Raw genomic sequence first — 19,672 nt, 5'->3', positions numbered from 1 at the left:
AAACCGGCCCGTATCACGCCTGCCTGCCGCCCAATGTACCGGCATGATGGTCAAGGACAGGCATGGCAACACTGCGGGCAACTATTTGGCCTGTAAGACGCGCCATCGTCTCGACCTTGCGCACAGTTGGGCTACTCGCGGAAGGCCTTGATAAAGTAATCCGTCAGCGGCTTGGTCAGATAGGCCAGCGGTGTGCGGTCATCGGTTCGTATAAACGCTTCCACCGGCATGCCCGGGATCAATACCGCATTTTCCGGCAACCTTGCTTGCTCACCCTCACTCAACGCGATCTCGGCGCGGTAAAAGGACAGTTGCGAGCGTTCGTCTTCAAACGCGTCTGCCGAAATTTGAACAACCTGCCCGATTAATTCAGGCGTGGTGCGTTGATCGAGGGCAGAAAAGCGCAGGTTCACTTCCTGACCGATGCTGAGTTTGTCGATATGGATCGGCTCAATGCGGGCGTTGATGATCAAAGGTCGATCCTGCGGCACGATAAAAAGTACCGGATCCGCTGGTCGGATCACGGACCGCAGGGCAAAGACCTGCAAGCCGTAGACCACGCCGGATACAGGCGCTTTGATGTCCATCCGCGCCAAACGTTCGATCAAAGCAAGGCGCTGTTCGCGCAATTCCAGTTCGCGATATTGAAGGTCGCGCAAACGCGTAATGGCGTCTTCACGGCGCGCGGTTCCCAGCTTGAGAATTTCTATGTCGATCTCGGTCATGCGGCCACCGGCCTGCGCCTTTTGCGCCTCAAGATCACCCATCGTGCCGCTGAGCCGGGCCTCTTCCCGTTGGAGGCTCAGAACCCGCGCGGCCTGCGCCAACCCCTGATCCAGCAGCCGTTGCTGATCAACCAATTCCTTGGAAATCAATTCGAGCTGTTTCGTCAAGGACACCTGCTGAGCATCGATCCCATCGATCTGATTGGCAATCTGACTGCGGCGCTTGTTCAGCTGTTCAATCTCTTTTTCCGTGGATGCGATGCGTGCCGTCATCAAACGTTTCTGGCCTGCAATCAGGTCTGGCGCGTCGGCATTGGTTTCCGCCGCCTCGAGCAGTAAGGGATCAAACGTGATTGTCGTGCGATCATCGCGCTCTGCTTCAAGCCTGCCGCGCCGCGACATCAATTCATAAAGCTGACTTTCGTTAATCGCCAATTCAGACCGAAGCTGCGTATCGTCCAGCCGGATCAGCACGTCGCCGATTTCGACGGCCACGCCTTCATCCACCAGAATTTCTGCCACAACACCACCGTCAGGATGCTGAACCACCTGCCGGTTTTGATCTACCTCGATCCGCCCACCGGCAATGATCGCGCCGGATATGTTGGTCATCACAGACCACGTACCAAAGCCGCCGACCAAAACCAAAAGACCCAGAATACCCACTGTCATTGGGGCGCGGGCTGACCAGCCTGCGTTATTGTCGCTGCTCATTGCACACCTCCGGGGCCGGATGATTTCGAGATTTCGGAGTGGTTTTTAACCACATCTTTCAGCACCTTGTCTTTCGGGCCATAGGCACGCAATGCGCCGTGCTCCAACATCAACAACATATCGCATTCTTTGATCGCCGCTGGTCGGTGCGCCATGATCAGGATCGCCTTACCTTCGGCTTTCATGCCCCGGATGGCGGTGTTTACCGCCTCGCTACCCTCGTTATCGAGGTTCGAGTTCGGCTCATCCAGAACCAAAATCACCGGATCGCCATACATCGCCCGGGCCAGTCCGATACGCTGCATCTGCCCACCGGACAAACGCCCGCCGTTGGGCGACACGCGGGTATCGTACCCTTCGGGCAATTGCAGGATCATTTCGTGGGCATCGGCCTTTTTGGCGGCAATCACAACCTGCTCCGCATCAGGAGATTTCGACAGTTTGGCGATGTTTTCCGCGATTGTGCCTTCAAAAAGCTGCACGCGCTGCGGCAGATATCCGATATGCTGACCCAGTACTTCGGGTTCGTATTGGTCCAAAGCAGCGCCATCCAAACGGATTTTGCCGCCCGCTGTGCGCCACGTGCCTGTCAGCGCCCGTGCGAGCGTCGATTTACCAGCACCAGATGCGCCGATCACGCCAACCGCCTGGCCGGGCTTCACCGTGAAGGTCACGTTTTTCAAAGCCGCGACACGCTCGCCGGGGGGCACAACAGATGCCTGCTGCACTTCAAGCAAGGCACGCGGTTGCGGCAACGGGGTGCGTGGTGGTTCGGGCTGAACCTGACCCAAAAGGCCAGCCAGATTTTCCCAGCCCTTCGCCGCCCGCTGAACCAAGGGCCACTGCCCGATGGATTGTTCAATTGGGGCCAGCGCACGGCCGAGCAGGATGGAGCCTGCAATCATTGCACCCGGCGTCAATTCATTGAGCAGCACAAGATACGCACCCAGACCCAGCATGGCCGATTGCAGAAAGAGCCGGAATGTCTTGGTGGACGTCGTGAACGTGCCACCAAGGTCCGCCGAATGAATTTGCTCTTTCAAGGCTTTGTCCCGCGCCACCTGCCACCGGTCAAAGGCCGCACCGCGCATGCCCATGGACTGCACCATTTCAGCCTCGGACCGGATTTGCGTCGAAATGGCTTCGGCTGCCACTGCGGCACCATTAGCCCGCGCCTGAGGACGGGTTGTTACCATCTGGTTGATCAGCGTCACCAGGATCAGCAATGCGCCGCCAGACAGGGCCAGAATGCCCAGCCAAGGGTGGAATATCCAAATGCCTGCCAAAAAGAAGGGCGTCCATGGGATGTCAAATATTGCCGTCAAAACGGGCGAACTCATCAATCTCTGGATAGATTCAAGATCACGAAGCCCGGTCGCTGTACTGGCATCCGGCGCCACTGCAGATTTACGAATCACCGCATCAAAAACACGCCGATCCAGACGCGCCTGAAAGCGTGCCCCGACGCGACCCATGATCTCGACCGCGTGAATAATCCAAGAGCCCCATGATCCCGTAGAGAAACAGCACCAGAACCGACAACGCGATGAGGGTTTCAACGGATCGACTGCCCAACACGCGGTCATAGACCTGCAACATGTAGATTGGGCCCGTCAGCATCAGAAGGTTGGCAAAGAAGCCAAAAATCCCCACGAACCAGTATAAACGTCGGCTTTCCTTGCGGGCTGCTCGCAATTCATCCCGGCCCGCCTCAAGAATTCTTTTGTCCATTTTTATTTTAGTTCCGCTCGATTGCCTGCCAGATCCGTTTTCCATCCGGTTGAGACTGCATTACAGTAATTGTCACCATTCTGCCACAACGAGGTGCGGAATTCCGTACCTGTGCTGGGCATTTTACCGTGATAGGCTAAATAACGCCTCTACAACCTTAGGACGGAAAGAAATTGCTGCCTGCATCCAGTTTTTTACGGCGCTTCACACGGTCCGTGCTGCCTTTGGCGGGAATTTGCCTGTTAACGGCTTGCGCACAACCTGAACAGAGCGTGACACGAAGCGATCCATATGATCCGCATGAAAATCTCAACCGGAAAGTCCACAATTTCAACCGTGGACTGGACCGGGCTCTGATCCGCCCTGCGGGCAAGGGCTACAGCGCCGCCATTCCCGATGATTTGGAAACGGTGATTGGACGATTTGCGTTCAACCTGTCGATCCCGAGCGCCGTGGTAAACAACGTGTTGCAGGGCAATATGAAGGGTGCGATCGAAGATACAGCGCGCTTTGCTGTGAACTCGACTGTGGGGCTCGGTGGGTTTTTTGACCCCGCCAGTGAGCTGAGTATGCCCGCGCCAACCGACGCTGATTTCGGCCAGACACTTTACACATGGGGCGTCCCTGCGGGCGCTTATGGCGAAGTGCCCGTTTTGGGCCCTGGCACCAACCGCGCCTTTGCGGGAAAAATTGTGGACGTGTTCACAAATCCGCTCACTTACGTGCTGCCGGACCCTGAAAAATACTACGGTACGGCTGCATCTCTGGCCTCGCGATTGAGTGATCGGGCACGGTATTCCGACACCATCGATTCAGTGCTATATGAAAGCGAAGATAGTTACGCAGCGACGCGGTCACTTTACCTGCAAAACCGCCGTTTCAAGCTCAGCGGTGGTCGCAGCGACGCGTTTCTCGATCCTTATGATGAGCTTTTTGGGGAACCGGGTGGGGATCCTTATGATGAAACATTTGACGAATAAACTGAACCGTCGGCATTTTATCGCCACGGGTATAAGCGCGGCAGCCATTTCCGGCCTGCCAACTTCGGCACTTGCGTTGACAGATGCGCGGGCGCGATCACTGGTCGACCGCGTTGTCGGTGATATCAACAAGGTCATTGCATCGGGCAAGTCGCAATCGGCGATGGTTGCAGATTTCGAGCGCATCTTTGGCCGCTATGCGGATGTGAACGTGATTGCGCGTTCGACCCTTGGCGCAGATCTCGCGCCGGGCCAGCAGCGGGCAGTTACGGGCGTATGCGACCGTGTTCCGGGGCTACATTGCCCGCAAATACGGCAAACGTTTCCGGGAATTCATCGGCGGCAAGATCGAGGTGAACGGCGTGCGCAAGGTCAAATCCTGGCACGAAGTCTTGTCGACGGTACAATTGCGCGGCTCGTCCCCATTCGATGTCCGCTTCCTGGTCTCTGATCGGTCCGGCAAGGATCTGTTTTTTGACATGATCATCGAAGGTGTCAGCCTGCGGCTGAGTGAGCGCACCGAAATCGGTGCCATGTTGGACCGTCGAAATGGCGATATCGACAAACTGATCGCAGACCTGAAATCAGCGGGCTGATTGGGCACCCTGGGTTTTAGCATCCAGACATGGTGATACGCATCGTTTGCGTGCCACCATCGGAAACGTCGACGTCACCATCGTAAGCGAACATTCCATTCTGGAGTGCTATGGCATCCACTTGAGTGCTTGCGCGCTTACTCTCGCCTGCATGTGTGAAAAAGAAATCGATGGTCGTGTAGGTCGGGTCACCGGCCAATGCGCCGACCAGACTGAGGTTCAACCCGTCCGCCTTCGCATCAATCAGGTAATACCCGTCCCCGACACGGCAGCTTGTGATCTCAAGCACATAAATCTCTTCGCCCAACATCACGGTCACGGGGTCCGCGGCAAGGGAAGGTATTGGGGCGCAAAGACCGACAAGAAAAATGGCTGGCAGAAAGAATTTCATTGTTTGGCCTCACAGGTGAACAGCAAAACAGGCACCCAGACTGCGCAAGAACTGTTGATGAAACAAGGCAGCCTCCCTGCCCTTTTGCAAGAATCCGCTGCCGGGAAAGTTGGATTTAAACCTGCTTGGCCGGTCGCCGGATCAAAACAATCATGTTCGATACGATCAGCGCGCCAATCACCACGGCACCGCCAATCAACGCCCATGTTCCCGGGTCTTCTCCGATCACGACCCAAACCAGAATCGGTGCAAGAACCGATTCCAGCAAGATCAACAGAGACACTTCTGCCGAGCTGATGTAACGCGGCCCCAGAGTCAGGAAACAGGTGGCGATAGCGATGAAAACGCCATGCCCGGAAAACAATTGCCATTGATCCGGAAACGCGGCGATCGGCGCGATAAAAGGCCAGAACACCAATGCCGATCCGATATAGGCAATCGGTATGGCCGGGATCATCGAGATGTCCTTGACCATTCGCACCGCCGTCAGCGCCCCGGAATAGGCAATCGTCACATAAAGCGCCCAGATATCCCCTTTCCATGATGCGATGGCCGATTCTTCGGACCCATAGGCAATGATCCCCAGTCCGATCAGAACAACTGCCATGGTAAGAACCATGCGCAGACGGATGGGTTCCTTGAGGAAAATCAGGCTGAAGAGCGCGGAAAAGACCGGCATCGACGCAAAGATGAAGACCACATTGGCAACGCTGGTCTGGGTGACGGCCATCACGAAACCAGGTGCAGTGGATCCAATCAGAAACATGTAAATCACGCCGGGCCAGCCGCTTTTCAGGACATCCCCAAATCCCTTCGTGCCTTGCACCAGTAACAGCCCGAACAGGATAAAGAGCCCCGACGTCATGCCCCGCCAGAAGGCCACCACCAACGGGTCAGCCACAATCAATCGCACGAACAATGAATCCGGTACGACAAACAGGACACCCAACGTGGTGATCAACAATCCTTTGAGGTGGTCATTCATGTGGAAATCAGTGCGGGCTGGCGCATGGAAAGTAAAGCCACGTTACAGACCTGCCTGCCAATCGCGGATGACATCCAGAGGGTAGAGCAGCATGATCACGTTCAGCGTCAGACCGTCCCGGATGATCAGCATCGTCAATATTTCAAAACCGATGACGATGGCGACGCTGGCCCAAACCGGAAGTTTTCGGGATAGCCAGAACCCCAAAAACATGGCCGCAATATCCGAGGCTGAATTCAGAACACTGTCGCCATAATAATCGAGTGAAATCGTGACCTCACGGTACCGTTCGATCACCGCATTGGTGTTTTCCGCGATCTCCCATGCGCATTCCACCAGAGTGGCAATCACCAATCGCCACCCCAAATCCAACCGTCGCGCCACAAGCCACAGGAAAGCGTAGAACAGGAAACCGTGCAAAAGGTGGCTGGGCGTGTACCAGTCAAATACCTGCTGCGAGCCTTCGGAGGTGCCGACCGTGCCCCAGAGGTCAACATACCCACACGCGCACCAGGGGACGCGGCCCATCCAGAGCAGAATACATAGCGTGGCCAATACCAATGCGGCCGTCACGACATAGGGAGTTCTTCCATTCGTCAACATGGGCCTGTTTGAATCACAAGGTCTGCACTCTGTCCATGATTGGTTTATGGGCCGGGTCCGGTACTCTTCCGGATCAGCCATCTTTGTGATTTACCCGAAGGAAAAGGAATTCCGATGCCCGCGCCCACAAACACGTTGAAAAACCGATTGTCGTCAGGTGAGACCCTTTATGGCTGTTGGGCCGGGTTTGCAGACCCGTATGCAACCGAAGTTCTGGCCAGTGCGGGGTTTGATTGGGTTGTGATCGACGGTGAACACGCCCCGAATGATCTGCGCAGCATCATGGCACAACTTCAGGTGCTGGACGGCAAAGACACGGCATCTGTTGTGCGACTGCCAATGGGCGAGCCATGGTTGATCAAACAGGTGCTCGATACGGGCGCGCAGACATTGTTGATCCCGATGGTCGAAACCGCCGACGAAGCGCGTGACCTCGTCCGAGCGATGCGGTACCCGCCTGAGGGTATCCGTGGATCCGGCGCGGCTTTGGCGCGGGCATCGCGCTTTTCGGACATCCCCGATTACATTCCCACAGCCAATGACCAGATGTGCCTGATCGTTCAGGTCGAAACGGTCGCAGGGCTTGCAGCGCTTGATGACATTTGCGCGGTGGACGGGGTTGATGGTGTCTTTATCGGACCGTCGGATTTGGCGGCGGATATGGGCCACCGGGGCGACAGTACAAAACCCGATGTTGTTGAGGCCATCCGCGACGCGCTCGCGCGCATCACGGCATCCGGCAAGGCACCCGACATCTTGGCCGTCGATCCCGACACAGCGCAGACATACCGGGAGTGGGGCGCGCGTTTTCTGGCCGTTGGAATAGACGTGTTGATGCTGGCCACCGCAGCGCGGGCGACCATCAACCGCTGGCGCAATGACTAAACGCTTTTTGCTTGCAGATGTTGGCGCCACCAACACGCGCATCGGTTTTGGTACGCCCAATGGCCTTGATCCTGGCACCATTGCCACCATACCGAATTCCGCACATGCAAGTTTTACCCAGCTTGTGACAGGTTTTACCGCACTCCATCCAGGCCCGATCACTGCCATATGTGCGGGCGTCGCCGGACCGGTTCGAGGCGATAAGGCACAACTGACCAACCTCAATTGGACAATCGACGCAACAGAACTCAGATCCGCCACAGGCGCACAAGAGATCGCTTTGATCAACGATTTGCAGGCGCAAGGATTTGCGTTGGATGATTTACCCGCCGAGAACACTGTCGAGCTGGTTCCGGGAACAGCACCGCCGCCCGACGCCACGCGCCTGGTGATGGGGCTTGGCACCGGATGCAACATCGCGGTTGTCCACAAACGAGGTTCGCATCTCTTTGTGCCGCCATCGGAAACTGGCCATACCAGCCTGCCAGATATGGCGGGCGATGCTGGTAATGTGATCGCCCATTTGTCGGAAACCCAGTTTCACAAACCAATCGAGGCGGCCCTTTCCGGCCCCGGCCTTCCGCGCATCTTCCGCTTCTTCACAGGACAGACAATGTCCGCGCCGGAAATCATTAACCTCTACCGGGACGGCGATATCGAAGCGACGCTTGCCCTGAGGGTTTTGACCGAGATTTTGGGCGTGGTTGCCGGTAACATCGCTCTGGCGCATTTACCGATGGGCGGGGTGTATTTTATCGGCGGTCTGGCCCGCGGATTGGCGCCGCATCTGCTTGATCTGGAGTTTCTGGAGCATTTCACGGCCAAAGGGCCGTACACGCCAATTGTAGAAGATATCCCGATTTATCTGATCGATGATGATTTTGCCGCGTTACACGGGTGCGCACGCTACATGCGGCAAGCAATAGTTTGATCGGAACGCAGCGCCCAAAACACTAACCGATGCTCATCCCCAAGACGCGGCTGATATCACTCAGTGACCTGCCGGATTGCACGCGCCATGTGTTAAACGCCTCTTGCACCGCGGCCATTGCCCGTTTGGACGTGGGCGCTTTGTCGATAACGCCCTCCGCCACCAGACGCGCGACAACATCCTTGGACAGGACATATCCATCACGCCCCATGAAACGCAGAGAATAAGCGCCTGTCGTCCCGCCCAACCGTGACCCTTGGGTTTTGAGCATGGCCAGCAGGTCCGCATATTCCTCAGACGGCCACTCGCCTATAACGCGCCCTATGCCACCCTTTTCACGCAGCTCCAACATAAAGGCCGCGTTGTCACGCACGGATGCAATTTTGGCCCCATGGCGCACAATGCGTGTGTCCGTGAGCAGGCTGTCGAACATCTCGTCATCCATCATCGCGCAGCGACCCACATCAAACCCGTGAAATGCCTCTTCGAAGCCCGGCCATTTCTTTTCGATCACGCTCCAGTTCAGGCCGGTGCGGAACACAAATTTCGACATCTCCGCCAGCCATCGGTCCTCTGGAATAGCGGCCAGCTCATCAGCTGACTTGGACGGGCTCATCTTGGCCTCCAACGCCGCAGCCCCGCCATGCCGTGCCGCACTGATTTCGAAAATTTCCTGAAAATCACGCATCCCATCCTCCTCGATGTCCGCAGATACACCCTGCCACTGACAGTTTCCTGCAGGAAGCCGCTTTTCCCACGCGCTCCGCTCTGCCATACTAGCGTAAAACCAAGAAAACAAAGAGCAGCGGTATGAATGATCTCCTCTCCGGGCAGCCCGACCCAAACGATTACGATGCCCATTCCATCGAAGTGCTGGAGGGGCTGGAACCCGTCCGGAAACGTCCTGGCATGTATATCGGCGGCACGGATGAGCGCGCGTTACACCATCTGGTGGCTGAGGTGCTGGACAACTCCATGGACGAGGCCGTTGCAGGCCACGCCACCCGGATCGAAGTCGAACTGCATGACGACTACGCGGTAACGATCCGCGACAATGGCCGTGGCATCCCGATTGATCCGCACCCAAAATTTCCAGATAAATCCGCGCTCGAAGTCATCCTCTGTACGCTTCACGCGGGCGGAAAATTCAGTGGCAAAGCCTACCAGACCTCTGGTGGTCTGCACGGCGTCGGCGCGTCAGTGGTCAACGCACTCAGCGATTCGATGGTCGTTCAGGTCGCCCGCAACAAGGAAATCTACGAACAGCGGTTTTCGCGTGGCATCCCCCTGGGCCCGGTCGAAAAGGTCGGCACCGCCCCCAACCGTCGCGGCACCAGGGTGACCTTTCACGCCGATGAAGAGATTTTTGGCCACCATCGGTTCAAACCCGCGCGGCTCTTCAAATCCATCCGCTCCAAGGCGTACCTGTTCTCCGGCGTTGAAATCCGCTGGAAATCCGCGATTGCCGATGGCGACACCCCGCAGGAGGCCACGTTCCACTTCCCCGGTGGGCTTTCCGACTACCTCAAGGAAACGCTTGGCCCCGCCTCGACCTATGCGGATCAGCCCTTTGCGGGCACGGTCGATTTTCAGGAACGGTTCCAGCAGCCCGGCAAGGTCGAATGGGCGATCAACTGGACACCATCGCGCGACGGTTTCCTGCAAAGCTACTGTAACACCGTGCCCACGCCCGAAGGCGGCACCCATGTGGCGGGCTTCTGGGCCGCGATCCTCAAGGGCATCAAGGCGTATGGCGAGCTGGTCAACAACCGCAAGGCGGGCCAGATCACCCGCGATGATCTGATGACAGGCGGTTGCGCATTGGTTTCGTGCTTCATCCGCGAACCGGAGTTTGTGGGTCAGACCAAGGACCGGTTGGCCACGACCGAGGCGCAACGGCTGGTGGAAAACTCCGTCCGCGATCACTTTGACAACTGGCTGGCGGCCGATACGAAATCCGCAGGCGCCATCCTAGATTTTCTCGTGCTCAGGGCCGAAGAGCGCCTGCGCCGCCGACAGGAGAAAGAAACCCAACGCAAATCCGCCACGAAAAAACTTCGCCTGCCCGGCAAACTGACCGATTGTTCGTCTAAAGACCGCGAGGGCACGGAGCTGTTTATCGTCGAGGGCGATTCAGCAGGTGGCTCTGGCAAAGGCGCGCGGGATCGCAAGACGCAAGCCCTGCTGCCGCTCAAGGGTAAGATCCTGAACGTGCTTGGTGCCGCATCGTCGAAACTGGGCTCGAATGCCGAGATTTCGGACCTCTGCGAAAGCCTTGGCTGTGGCATGGGTTCGCGCTTCAATATCGACGATCTGCGCTATGAAAAGATCATTATCATGACCGACGCGGATGTGGACGGCGCGCATATCGCATCGCTCCTGATGACGTTCTTCTTCACCCAGATGCGCCCGCTGATTGACGCCGGGCATTTGTATCTGGCCTGCCCGCCGCTCTATCGCCTGACCCAAGGGGCCAAGCGGGTTTACGTGGCCGATGACGCGGAAAAAGATGCGCTGATGGAGAAAGGTCTGGGCGGCAAAGGCAAGATCGACGTGCAGCGGTTCAAGGGCCTGGGGGAGATGGACGCCAAGGACCTCAAGGAAACCACGATGGACCCCAAAACCCGCAAACTGATCCGTGTGACGATAGACGAGGACGAACCGGGAGAGACCGGAGACCTCGTCGAACGCCTCATGGGCAAAAAGCCCGAATTGCGGTTCCAGTATATCCAGGAGAATGCCCGGTTCGTGGAGGAGTTGGATGTATAAAGGAGCTTTTGGTGACGTTTCTTCGCGTAAAGGACCTTGTCCAAACTGCAGGGAAGAACGACGCGTAGATACACTGTTCGAAAAGATCGACAAATGGGATGGTCCAGATGTCTCGGGAGTTGATGAATATTATGTGTTTGGCTGCAGGGGCTGTGAAACTGTTTTCTTTGCTAAATCTTCCTCAGATACAGAAGATTTCGGGTACGAAATGGACTACGAAACTGGTAGGGAAGAACGAGTATATTACAAAAGGCAAGCGTATTTCCCTTCAATTCAAAGTAGGCCTATTCCGTCTTGGTCACATTTCCGTTTGGTATCCGCTGACAAAACTTTGTATGATTTGTTGCACAGCATTTACAAATGCCTGCAAAACGATATGCCAGTTTTTGCTGCAATTGGTCTTCGCACTGCCTTCGACAGAACATCTGAATTGCTAGGAGTAAACACCAAGCATTCGTTCGCCGAAAAACTCGATGCTCTTAGAAAGAGAGGACATATAAGCGATGTTCAAAAAGGATTCTTGGAAGTTTTGATCGATGCTGGAAGCGCTGCAGCACATCGAGGTTGGATGCCAAAGCCGGAACACTTGGACACTATGGTCGATATCTTGGAGAGCATCATTCGCGATCATTTCGTTTTGAAGGTCGAAACCGACAAAATTAAGAAAAGTATTCCACCAAGAAGCACCGAAAGCTAAAATTCGCGCATAGGGTTCGTGCTCTCACGCACCGCTGCCCACCCAAAGGGCATCGCCTGACCGCGGGCGGAAGCGAAGAGCCCGCCGTCGCGCCACAGGCGCGCCAGCATAGTCGGCACACCTCTGGTGTGACGGGGGCGGTCAGGCGTTGCCCGTGTCGCAAGCGCCACGGGCGTGGTGAAAACCGCGCTGATCCGACAAATCTTTAAGCCGCGCAAAGGAAAGTCCCGCGTTGGCAGGGACAACTAACAGGTTTGGCAGAAATTCCGGATCAGAATTCCACGCCCTTCTGCGCCTTGATGCCATCTCGGAACGGGTGTTTGACCACGGCCATTTCCGTGACCAGATCGGCGATCTCAATCAGTGGCTCAGCGGCATTCCGACCGGTCAGGACAACATGGGTCATCTCGGGCTTCTCGGTCTGCAGGAATTCCACCACCTCAGCGATATCCAAGTATTCATACCGGATGGCGATGTTGATCTCATCCAGCAGCACCATGCGGATGTCCGGATTGCGGATCAGCTCCTTGGCCTTTTCCCAGCCCTTTTGTGCCGCCGCGATGTCGCGCGCCTTGTCCTGCGTCTCCCACGTAAAACCTTCGCCCATGGCGTAGAATTGGCAGAGATCGCTGAAATTCTCTTCGATCAGCGTGCGTTCGCCGGTTTGCCACGCACCCTTGATGAACTGCACCACGGCCGAGGGCATCCCATGGGCGATACAGCGCAGAATCATGCCAAACCCAGAGGATGATTTGCCCTTGCCGGGGCCGGTATGGACAATGATCAGACCCTTTTCCCCGGTCTTGTCTTCCATCATACGGTCGCGCGCGGCTTTTTTCTTGGCCATTTTCGTGGCGTGGCGGGCGTTGTCGTCGGTATCGGCATCTGACACGGCGTATCCTTTCTTGACAATAAGGGGCGCAATGCCGCAGGTGAGGCATACGTTGGTGTCTGTCTTAGGGCAGATTAAGAGGGAATGCGATACGCCTAACGACCCTTTGCGGGTTTGGGCCGAAGCGCAGCCGCCCCCGCGACCGTGACCGAAGAGGATGCCCGACCACTGGCCCAAATGGCTGGGAAGGTGGGCAAGCCGCCGGGCCCAAGCCCGAAATTCGCAAGCCGGGAGACCTACCAGCGCAGTTTTGTGACGGGCGAACGGGGTGTTTCGCGACCGGCTGTTGGATCGCCTGTCGTGCTTTCCCTGCTGGCCAGCTTCTCCCTCCTCACTTCGCCCCTATGGATGAAAGGGATGAGATGGCCGAGATTGTCGTCACCGTCTGTACCACCTGCCGCGCCGGTCAGGAGACCGACGTCGAAGGGCCGCGCCCCGGCTCGCGCCTTTACGAGGCGCTGTCGGCCGAGGATCTGCCCGAAGGTGTGCGCCTGCGCCCGGTCGAGTGCCTGTCGGCCTGCAAACGCGGCTGCTCGATGATCGTGGCCGGTGGTCCCGCACGCTGGACGTATATCTACGGCGATATGGACCCCGACGCCCACGTGCCGCAAATCGTCGAAGGCATCCGCGCCTATGCGGGCACCGAAGATGGCATCGTGCCCTGGCGCGAACGTCCCGAAGTGTTCCGCAAACAATCCATCGCCCGTATCCCCCCGCAGGAGTAACCCCATGTCTGATCTCACGAAAATTCCCGTCACTGTCGTCACCGGTTTTCTGGGGGCGGGCAAGACAACGCTGATCCGCCACCTAATGCAGAACCCGCAGGGCAAGCGCCTCGCCGTTCTGGTCAATGAATTTGGGACGGCAGGTGTCGATGGCGACATTCTGAAAACCTGCGCGGATGAAAACTGCCCGGCGGAAAATATCGTCGAGCTGGCCAATGGTTGCATCTGCTGCACCGTGGCCGATGATTTCATCCCCACGATCGAAACGCTGATGGCCCTGCCCGAGACGCCGGATCATATCCTGATCGAGACCTCCGGACTGGCGCTTCCGAAACCGCTTTTGAAAGCCTTTGACTGGCCCGCGATCCGCTCGCGCATCACCGTGGACGGCGTGATCGCATTGGCCGATGCCGAGGCTGTGGCTGCCGGCCGATTTGCGCCAGATGAACATGCGGTGCAGGCGCAGCGCGAGGCCGATGAGAGCCTTGATCACGAAACGCCCCTGTCGGAAGTGTTCGAAGACCAGATTTCCTGCGCCGATATCGTGCTTTTGTCCAAGGCCGATCTGGCTGGTGACAGCGGTCTTGAAAAGGCGCGCACCGTGATTGAGGCGGAAACGCCGCGGACCCTGCCGATCCTGCCGATGACCGATGGCGTGATCGATCCGCGTGTCATTCTGGGCCTTGGTGCCGCGGCCGAAGATGATCTGGACGCGCGTCCATCACATCATGACGGCCATGACGATCACGAGCATGATGACTTTGAAAGCGTCGTGATCGAATTGGGCGAGGTCGAGGATGCCGAAGCGTTGAAGGAGGCCATTGTGCGCCTGGCCCGCGAACAGAACATCCTGCGGGTCAAGGGCTATGTTGCGGTCAAGGACAAGCCCATGCGCCTGTTGGTTCAGGCCGTCAGCGAGCGTTTGCGCGCGCAGTTTGATCAGCCCTGGGGCGACACGCCACGTCGCTCGCAACTGGTTGTGATCGCCGAGCATGATGACATCAATCCTGACGCCATCCGTGCGGTTCTGGCCGCCTGATCCATGCATGTCGTCTTTCGCGAAAGCCACGGGTTAGAGGAGACCGACACCCCCCAGGATCTGGGCCAAAGCCCGGCTGATCTGGTGGTGCTGTCGTTTTCCGATAGTGACTTGGGCGCTTTCGCGGCGGGCTGGCATAGGGCTAGCGGCGGATTGCCGTCGCTGCGTCTGGCCAATCTGGTGGCGCTCAAGCATCCGCTTTCGGTCGATACGTATGCCGAGCAAACCCTTGCGGGCGCCAAGGCCGTGCTGGTGCGGCTGATCGGCGGCGAAAGCTATTGGCCCTACGGCCTTGCCACGTTGCAGGACATGGCACGACGTCAGCAGATTGCGCTAGCCGTGTTGCCGGCAAACGGTCAACCGGATGAGCGGCTCGATGCGCTCTCCACCCTGCCCATTTCGACCCTGAGACGCCTGCAGACGCTGTGCGACGCGGGCGGTGCGGTAGCGGCACAGGCTGCACTTGCGCAGCTTTCCCTTGCCGCCGGGCTCTATGCAGGACCGGTCGTGGGGGCAAAAACCATCCCCGAGGCCGGTTTCTATGCACCGGGGTCCGGTGTGGTACCGGCACCAGAACCCGGTGACAAACCGCTGGTCATCGTAAGTTTCTACCGCTCCTACCTGACCGCCGCCGATACCGGCCCCATCGATGCCATCATCACCGCGTTGCAGGACCGCGGATTTGACGCCGTGGGCCTCTTTGCGCCCAGCTTGAAGGCGGCCAGTTGCGTGCCGTGGTTGACCGATCAGATAACCCGCCTGTCACCCGTTGCCATCATCAATGCAACCGCGTTTTCCGCCAAGACCGGTGATGGTGGGCCTTCACCGCTCGATGCTGCCGGGTGCCCTGTGTTTCAGGTTGCCCTGTCGACGGCTCGGAAGAAAGACTGGGCGGAGGCTGAACGGGGTCTGTCACCCGCCGATCTGGCCATGCATGTGGTCCTGCCCGAGGTTGACGGCAGGCTCTTCACCGGCGTTGTCAGCTTCAAACAACCCGAAAAACGCGACCCCGATCTTGAATACAGCCGCTTTGGGCACCGCGCCGAGCCCGCCCGCATCAACGCCGTGGTCGAAAAAGTTGCCGCGTGGCACCGGCTTGCAACGAAACCCAACGCGGAAAAGCACCTAGCCGTGGTTTTGTCGACCTACCCCGGCAAGACCTATCAGCTGGCCCATGCGGTAGGGCTTGATGCTTTGGCCTCGGTTGCGGGGATCGCAAATGGTCTGGCCCGGCAGGGGTATGATATCGCAGCGCCAATAGACTTAGGACAACAGCTGACTGAAGCGCGCATTGCCTGGTCGCTGGATGCGTACCGGTCCGCTATGTCCGCCCTGCCACAGACTTTGCAAGACGATCTTCAATCCGCCTGGGGCGCGCCGGACACCGACCCGCTGGCTCAAGACGGCACGTTTCATTTTGCTGCCATCCAGTCGGGCAAGGCCACTATCGCGCTGCAACCTGAACGCGGCGACGTGGCCTGTCGCGATGATGACTACCACGATCTGTCACGCACCCCGCGCCACAGCTACGTGGCGTTTTACCTTTGGCTGACCTCCCGCATTGATGCGCTGGTGCATATGGGGGCGCATGGCACGGTGGAATGGTTACCGGGTAAATCCGTGGCGCTGTCAGATGAATGCTGGCCGGAGGTGCTGATCGGCGCGACCCCGGTGATCTACCCCTTTATCGTCAATGACCCGGGCGAGGCCGCGCAGGCCAAGCGCCGCATCGGTGCGGTCACTCTGGGTCACTTGCCGCCCCCCTTGGCACAAACCAAAATGCCCGAAGGCCTGGGCCGCCTCGAAACGCTCCTGGATGAATATTCCACCGCCGACGGGCTTGATCCTGCACGTCGCGACCGCCTGATCACCGATATCCGGGCCGAGGCACAGGGCCGCGGCGTCGAGGATGATCTGGGCCTGCCAGAAGATGCCAGCATGGCCGAAGCCATCACCAGGATTGACCGGTTTGTCTGCGACATCAAAGAGAGCCAGTACGGTGAGGGTCTGCATATCTTTGGCACTGGCGATTGCAGCACCGAAGAACTGACCGGCGTGCTTGACGCGCTGGCTGGGCGTTTCGTAGCACCCGGTCCGTCAGGTTCACCCTATCGTGGCCGCTCCAACGTGCTGCCCACTGGGCGCAATCTTTTTACCACAGACCCGCGTGCCGTGCCGTCACGGTCCGCGCATGCGCAGGGCGTGAAACTGGCCGAGGAATTGCTGCGCAAGCACCTGCAGGATCACGGTGACTGGCCACGCGGGCTGGTCGTTGACCTCTGGGGGTCAGCCACGATGCGCACGGCGGGCGAAGAGTTTGCCATGGCGCTGCATCTGGCAGGACTCGCGCCGCAATGGGATCAGGGATCGGACCGCGTCAACGGTTTTGAGATCATTCCGCTGGCCCTTCTGGGCCGTCCGCGCATTGACGTGACCTTGCGCGTCTCTGGGCTGTTCCGCGATGTGTTCCCCGGTTTGGCACAGATGTTCGAAGCCGCAGCCGCGGCCTTGGCCGAGCGCGAAGAAACCGCAGCCGACAACCCTTACCTTGCCGCGACGCCGCGCGTCTTTGGCCCGCGCCCCGGGCTCTATGGCCTGAACATGACCGCAACGCTCGAGGACTACACCGAAGAGGCCCGCGCCGCCGCCGGTGAGGCGTGGATCACCGCATCCTCCTTTGCGATTGATGTGAGCGGGACCGTCACACATGCCCGCGATGCACTGGAGGGTCGCCTGCGCGGGGCCGACGCCTTTGTGCATCTGCAGGACCTGCCCGAAACCGATGTTCTCGCGGCCTCAGACTATGCCGCACATGAGGCTGGATTTGCCGCCGCAATGGCGCGTCTGGGACAGCAGACACCAGCGCTTTATCATCTGGACGCCACCCGCCCGGATGCCCCTCGCGCCCGCACGCTGAGCGAAGAGATTGCCCGCGTCACCCGCGCCCGCGCCGCCAATCCGGATTGGATCACCAGCATGATGGATCACGGGTTCCGCGGTGCCGCGGAAATCGCCGCCACGCTCGATCACATGGCGGCCTTTGCCCATCTGGCCGACGTGGTGCCCGCACATCTCTTTGACCTTTACTTCGAGGCCACATTGGGCCGCGCCGAACTGGTCGATTTTATGCATGCCGAAAATCCGCAAGCGCTCGATGCGATGCGCGACCGGTTTGCCGCCCTGCGTGATGCCGGCCTCTGGCAGACCCGGCGCAACTCCGTCACGGCCGAGTTGGAGCGCTTGGCATGAGCGCGCCAAAGGTCTTTGGCTGGTGCCCCGGCGCCCTGCGCCCGATGATGTCGGGCGATGGGTTGGTGGTACGGGTGCGCGCGCCCATTGGTGTTCTGTCACCGGATCAGGCAAGCGGGATCGCAAAATTGGCCGAAACCCACGGCAGCGGCGTCATTGACCTTTCCTCGCGCGCCAACATTCAGATACGCGGTGTCGACCCCGAGGCGCATGAGGTACTGATTGATGGGCTACGTGACCTGGACCTGATTGATCCTGATGTCGCCACAGAAACCCGCCGCAACGTGATGATCCAACCGTTTTGGACCACCGGAGACGCAACGCACAACATAGCAACCGCCATCTCCGCCGCGCTTTGTGCCCCGTCAGCACCCGATTTGCCGGGGAAATTCGGCTTTGCCGTGGATTGCGACAATGAACCTCTGCTGCGCGATGCGTCCGCAGATATCCGGATCGAGCGCGCGCAAAACGGGTTGATCTGCCGTCCAGATGGTTCGACAACCGGCGTTTCAGCAACATCCGAAACCGCCGCCGATGCAGCATTGACCATGGCACACTGGTTTCTGGAGACCGGTGGCGCACCGGACGGGCGCGGACGCATGGCACAGCACGTCAAGAATCATGGCGCTCCGGAAAATTGCGACGTTACGAAATCCGAGAAAACCGCAACGCGTCCCGCCCCCGGCCCCTCAACAACAGGAATGCTCGTAGCGTTGGAGTTTGGTCAAATGACGGCGGATGCGCTTCGATCACTTGCTGCCTATGGGCCTTTACGCCTGACCCCGTGGCGCATGATCTTGATCGCAGGGGCCGGTGATGCACCGGAGCACGAGACCCTGATTACCGATCCCGAAGACCCCCGCTTGCGCATCACCGCCTGCACCGGCGCGCCGGGGTGCAGACAAGCGCTCTCCAGCACCCGCGACATTGCCCGCAGATTGGCATCACATGCGCAAACATCTTTGCATGTCTCCGGCTGCGCCAAAGGATGCGCGCATCCCGGCCCTTCCGCGCGCACGTTGGTCGCCACGGGACAGGGCCGTTTCGATCTGATAGTGGACGGGCGCACGACCGACACACCCAAACGCACCGGCCTGACCGTGCCTGACCTAATCGGCGGAGAACTTTGATGCCGCACACCTATCAAACCAACGGCGCGGCGATTTATGCCGAGAGCTTTGCCACCATACGGGCCGAGGCTGAGCTGGCGCGCTTTTCGCGCGATGAGGAAAGCGTTGTGGTGCGCATGATCCACGCCGCCGGCATGGTGGGGTTGGAGCAACATGTGCGGTTTTCACCCGGCATGGCCGAAACCGCGCGCGCAGTTCTGGCAAAAGGCGCGCCGATCCTGTGCGACGCCTACATGGTGTCCGAAGGCATCACCCGTCCGCGCCTACCCGCGGATAACGAGGTCATTTGCACCCTGCGTGATCCGCGCGTGCCGGATATCGCGAAGGACATGTCCAACACCCGCTCTGCCGCCGCGCTGGAGCTTTGGCGGCCGAAACTGGACGGGGCCGTCGTGGCCATCGGCAACGCGCCGACGGCACTTTTTCATCTGCTCAATATGCTTGAAGATCCCGATTGCCCGCGCCCGGCGGCTATCATCGGCTGCCCGGTGGGGTTTGTTGGCGCGGCCGAATCCAAAGATGCACTGATGCAGGACCTGCCTGTGCCCTCGATGATCGTGCAGGGCCGTCTGGGTGGCAGCGCCATCACCGTAGCCGCGGTCAATGCGCTGGCCAGTTGGAAGGAATAGC

Annotated in this window: 16 protein-coding genes, 2 pseudogenes and 1 riboswitch; of the genes and pseudogenes, 11 read left to right on the top strand and 7 right to left on the bottom strand. The window is 58.7% G+C overall.

Annotated elements, in window-relative coordinates; genetic code table 11:
• Window positions 1-131 precede the first annotated feature (131 nt).
• Both ACZ1HJ_RS07075 and ACZ1HJ_RS07070 read right to left on the bottom strand, forming a co-directional pair.
• Window positions 132-1,439, bottom strand: a complete 1,308-nt coding sequence (locus ACZ1HJ_RS07075; RefSeq protein ID WP_472721607.1) for an HlyD family type I secretion periplasmic adaptor subunit — start codon at window positions 1,437-1,439, stop codon at window positions 132-134.
• Window positions 1,436-3,170, bottom strand: a pseudogene (locus ACZ1HJ_RS07070) (type I secretion system permease/ATPase). The gene ACZ1HJ_RS07075 and the pseudogene ACZ1HJ_RS07070 overlap by 4 nt, the downstream one beginning before the upstream one ends.
• Window positions 3,171-3,442: 272 nt before the next feature.
• On the opposite strand from ACZ1HJ_RS07070, the gene ACZ1HJ_RS07065 reads away from it, so the two are divergent.
• Together ACZ1HJ_RS07065 and ACZ1HJ_RS07060 are read left to right on the top strand one after the other, a co-directional pair.
• Complete coding sequence (locus ACZ1HJ_RS07065; protein WP_472721606.1) at window positions 3,443-4,150, top strand: MlaA family lipoprotein; 708 nt, start codon at window positions 3,443-3,445, stop codon at window positions 4,148-4,150.
• Window positions 4,128-4,746, top strand: a pseudogene (locus ACZ1HJ_RS07060) (MlaC/ttg2D family ABC transporter substrate-binding protein). Before ACZ1HJ_RS07065 ends, ACZ1HJ_RS07060 begins: the two are co-directional and overlap by 23 nt.
• 16 nt (window positions 4,747-4,762) lie before the next feature.
• Here ACZ1HJ_RS07060 and ACZ1HJ_RS07055 read toward each other — a convergent pair.
• From ACZ1HJ_RS07055 to ACZ1HJ_RS07045, 3 genes are all read right to left on the bottom strand, one after another.
• Entirely contained in the window at window positions 4,763-5,137 is a 375-nt protein-coding gene (locus ACZ1HJ_RS07055) for a hypothetical protein (RefSeq protein ID WP_472721605.1), read from the bottom strand.
• A gap of 115 nt (window positions 5,138-5,252) precedes the next feature.
• Window positions 5,253-6,122, bottom strand: coding sequence for a DMT family transporter (locus ACZ1HJ_RS07050; protein WP_472721604.1), 870 nt, complete (start codon window positions 6,120-6,122; stop codon window positions 5,253-5,255).
• A gap of 42 nt (window positions 6,123-6,164) precedes the next feature.
• Entirely contained in the window at window positions 6,165-6,725 is a 561-nt protein-coding gene (locus ACZ1HJ_RS07045; protein WP_472721603.1) for a DUF2585 domain-containing protein, read from the bottom strand.
• A gap of 114 nt (window positions 6,726-6,839) precedes the next feature.
• On the opposite strand from ACZ1HJ_RS07045, the gene ACZ1HJ_RS07040 reads away from it, so the two are divergent.
• A complete protein-coding gene (locus ACZ1HJ_RS07040; RefSeq protein ID WP_472721602.1) occupies window positions 6,840-7,610 on the top strand; it encodes an HpcH/HpaI aldolase family protein in 771 nt (256 codons plus the stop codon).
• Window positions 7,603-8,541 (top strand): glucokinase, encoded by a 939-nt coding sequence (locus ACZ1HJ_RS07035; RefSeq protein ID WP_472721601.1) that lies wholly within the window; start codon window positions 7,603-7,605, stop codon window positions 8,539-8,541. Before ACZ1HJ_RS07040 ends, ACZ1HJ_RS07035 begins: the two co-directional genes overlap by 8 nt.
• Before the next feature lie 22 nt (window positions 8,542-8,563).
• Here the strand turns inward: ACZ1HJ_RS07035 and ACZ1HJ_RS07030 are convergent, their stop codons facing one another.
• Window positions 8,564-9,229, bottom strand: a complete 666-nt coding sequence (locus ACZ1HJ_RS07030) for a DNA-3-methyladenine glycosylase I (protein ID WP_472721600.1) — start codon at window positions 9,227-9,229, stop codon at window positions 8,564-8,566.
• Between the two features lie 122 nt (window positions 9,230-9,351).
• On the opposite strand from ACZ1HJ_RS07030, the gene parE reads away from it, so the two are divergent.
• On the top strand, window positions 9,352-11,310 hold the full coding sequence (parE, locus tag ACZ1HJ_RS07025) for a DNA topoisomerase IV subunit B (protein WP_472721599.1): 1,959 nt from the start codon (window positions 9,352-9,354) through the stop codon (window positions 11,308-11,310).
• Window positions 11,303-12,007 carry a DUF4145 domain-containing protein gene (locus ACZ1HJ_RS07020; protein ID WP_472721598.1) on the top strand — a complete coding sequence of 235 codons (705 nt, stop codon included), beginning with the start codon at window positions 11,303-11,305 and terminating at the stop codon, window positions 12,005-12,007. Before parE ends, ACZ1HJ_RS07020 begins: the two co-directional genes overlap by 8 nt.
• Before the next feature lie 271 nt (window positions 12,008-12,278).
• On the opposite strand, the gene cobO is transcribed toward ACZ1HJ_RS07020, so the two are convergent.
• On the bottom strand, window positions 12,279-12,899 hold the full coding sequence (cobO, locus tag ACZ1HJ_RS07015) for a cob(I)yrinic acid a,c-diamide adenosyltransferase (protein ID WP_472721597.1): 621 nt from the start codon (window positions 12,897-12,899) through the stop codon (window positions 12,279-12,281).
• Window positions 12,900-12,935: 36 nt separating this feature from the next.
• Window positions 12,936-13,157, top strand: a riboswitch (cobalamin riboswitch).
• Window positions 13,158-13,243: 86 nt separating this feature from the next.
• Here cobO and ACZ1HJ_RS07010 point away from each other — a divergent pair.
• From ACZ1HJ_RS07010 to ACZ1HJ_RS06990, 5 genes are read left to right on the top strand one after another with little or no spacing between them, the layout of a single operon-like run.
• Entirely contained in the window at window positions 13,244-13,624 is a 381-nt protein-coding gene (locus ACZ1HJ_RS07010) for a DUF1636 family protein (RefSeq protein WP_472721596.1), read from the top strand.
• Window positions 13,625-13,628: 4 nt separating this feature from the next.
• Window positions 13,629-14,663 (top strand): cobalamin biosynthesis protein CobW, encoded by a 1,035-nt coding sequence (cobW, locus tag ACZ1HJ_RS07005; protein WP_472721595.1) that lies wholly within the window; start codon window positions 13,629-13,631, stop codon window positions 14,661-14,663.
• Between the two features lie 3 nt (window positions 14,664-14,666).
• Complete coding sequence (cobN, locus tag ACZ1HJ_RS07000; RefSeq protein ID WP_472721594.1) at window positions 14,667-17,912, top strand: cobaltochelatase subunit CobN; 3,246 nt, start codon at window positions 14,667-14,669, stop codon at window positions 17,910-17,912.
• A complete protein-coding gene (gene cobG, locus ACZ1HJ_RS06995) occupies window positions 17,909-19,042 on the top strand; it encodes a precorrin-3B synthase (protein WP_472721593.1) in 1,134 nt (377 codons plus the stop codon). The genes cobN and cobG overlap by 4 nt, the downstream gene beginning before the upstream one ends.
• Complete coding sequence (locus ACZ1HJ_RS06990; RefSeq protein ID WP_472721592.1) at window positions 19,042-19,671, top strand: precorrin-8X methylmutase; 630 nt, start codon at window positions 19,042-19,044, stop codon at window positions 19,669-19,671. The genes cobG and ACZ1HJ_RS06990 overlap by 1 nt, the downstream gene beginning before the upstream one ends.
• Window position 19,672 lies beyond the last annotated feature (1 nt).

Source organism: Roseovarius sp. JB2-10 (genome assembly GCF_055693585.1).
The sequence above is the reverse complement of the archived record's forward strand: the minus strand, read 5'-3'. Positions and strand labels throughout refer to the sequence as shown.

Coding starts and splice junctions, on each gene's coding strand:
- cobN (WP_472721594.1), top strand. CDS start 14,667: ATGCATGTCGTCTTTCGCGAAAGCCACGGGTTAGAGGAGACCGACACC.
- ACZ1HJ_RS07055 (WP_472721605.1), bottom strand. CDS start 5,137: ATGAAATTCTTTCTGCCAGCCATTTTTCTTGTCGGTCTTTGCGCCCCA.
- ACZ1HJ_RS07035 (WP_472721601.1), top strand. CDS start 7,603: ATGACTAAACGCTTTTTGCTTGCAGATGTTGGCGCCACCAACACGCGC.
- ACZ1HJ_RS06990 (WP_472721592.1), top strand. CDS start 19,042: ATGCCGCACACCTATCAAACCAACGGCGCGGCGATTTATGCCGAGAGC.
- ACZ1HJ_RS07010 (WP_472721596.1), top strand. CDS start 13,244: ATGGATGAAAGGGATGAGATGGCCGAGATTGTCGTCACCGTCTGTACC.
- cobG (WP_472721593.1), top strand. CDS start 17,909: ATGAGCGCGCCAAAGGTCTTTGGCTGGTGCCCCGGCGCCCTGCGCCCG.
- ACZ1HJ_RS07030 (WP_472721600.1), bottom strand. CDS start 9,229: ATGCGTGATTTTCAGGAAATTTTCGAAATCAGTGCGGCACGGCATGGC.
- ACZ1HJ_RS07040 (WP_472721602.1), top strand. CDS start 6,840: ATGCCCGCGCCCACAAACACGTTGAAAAACCGATTGTCGTCAGGTGAG.
- parE (WP_472721599.1), top strand. CDS start 9,352: ATGAATGATCTCCTCTCCGGGCAGCCCGACCCAAACGATTACGATGCC.
- ACZ1HJ_RS07050 (WP_472721604.1), bottom strand. CDS start 6,122: ATGAATGACCACCTCAAAGGATTGTTGATCACCACGTTGGGTGTCCTG.
- ACZ1HJ_RS07045 (WP_472721603.1), bottom strand. CDS start 6,725: ATGTTGACGAATGGAAGAACTCCCTATGTCGTGACGGCCGCATTGGTA.
- ACZ1HJ_RS07020 (WP_472721598.1), top strand. CDS start 11,303: ATGTATAAAGGAGCTTTTGGTGACGTTTCTTCGCGTAAAGGACCTTGT.
- ACZ1HJ_RS07075 (WP_472721607.1), bottom strand. CDS start 1,439: ATGAGCAGCGACAATAACGCAGGCTGGTCAGCCCGCGCCCCAATGACA.
- cobW (WP_472721595.1), top strand. CDS start 13,629: ATGTCTGATCTCACGAAAATTCCCGTCACTGTCGTCACCGGTTTTCTG.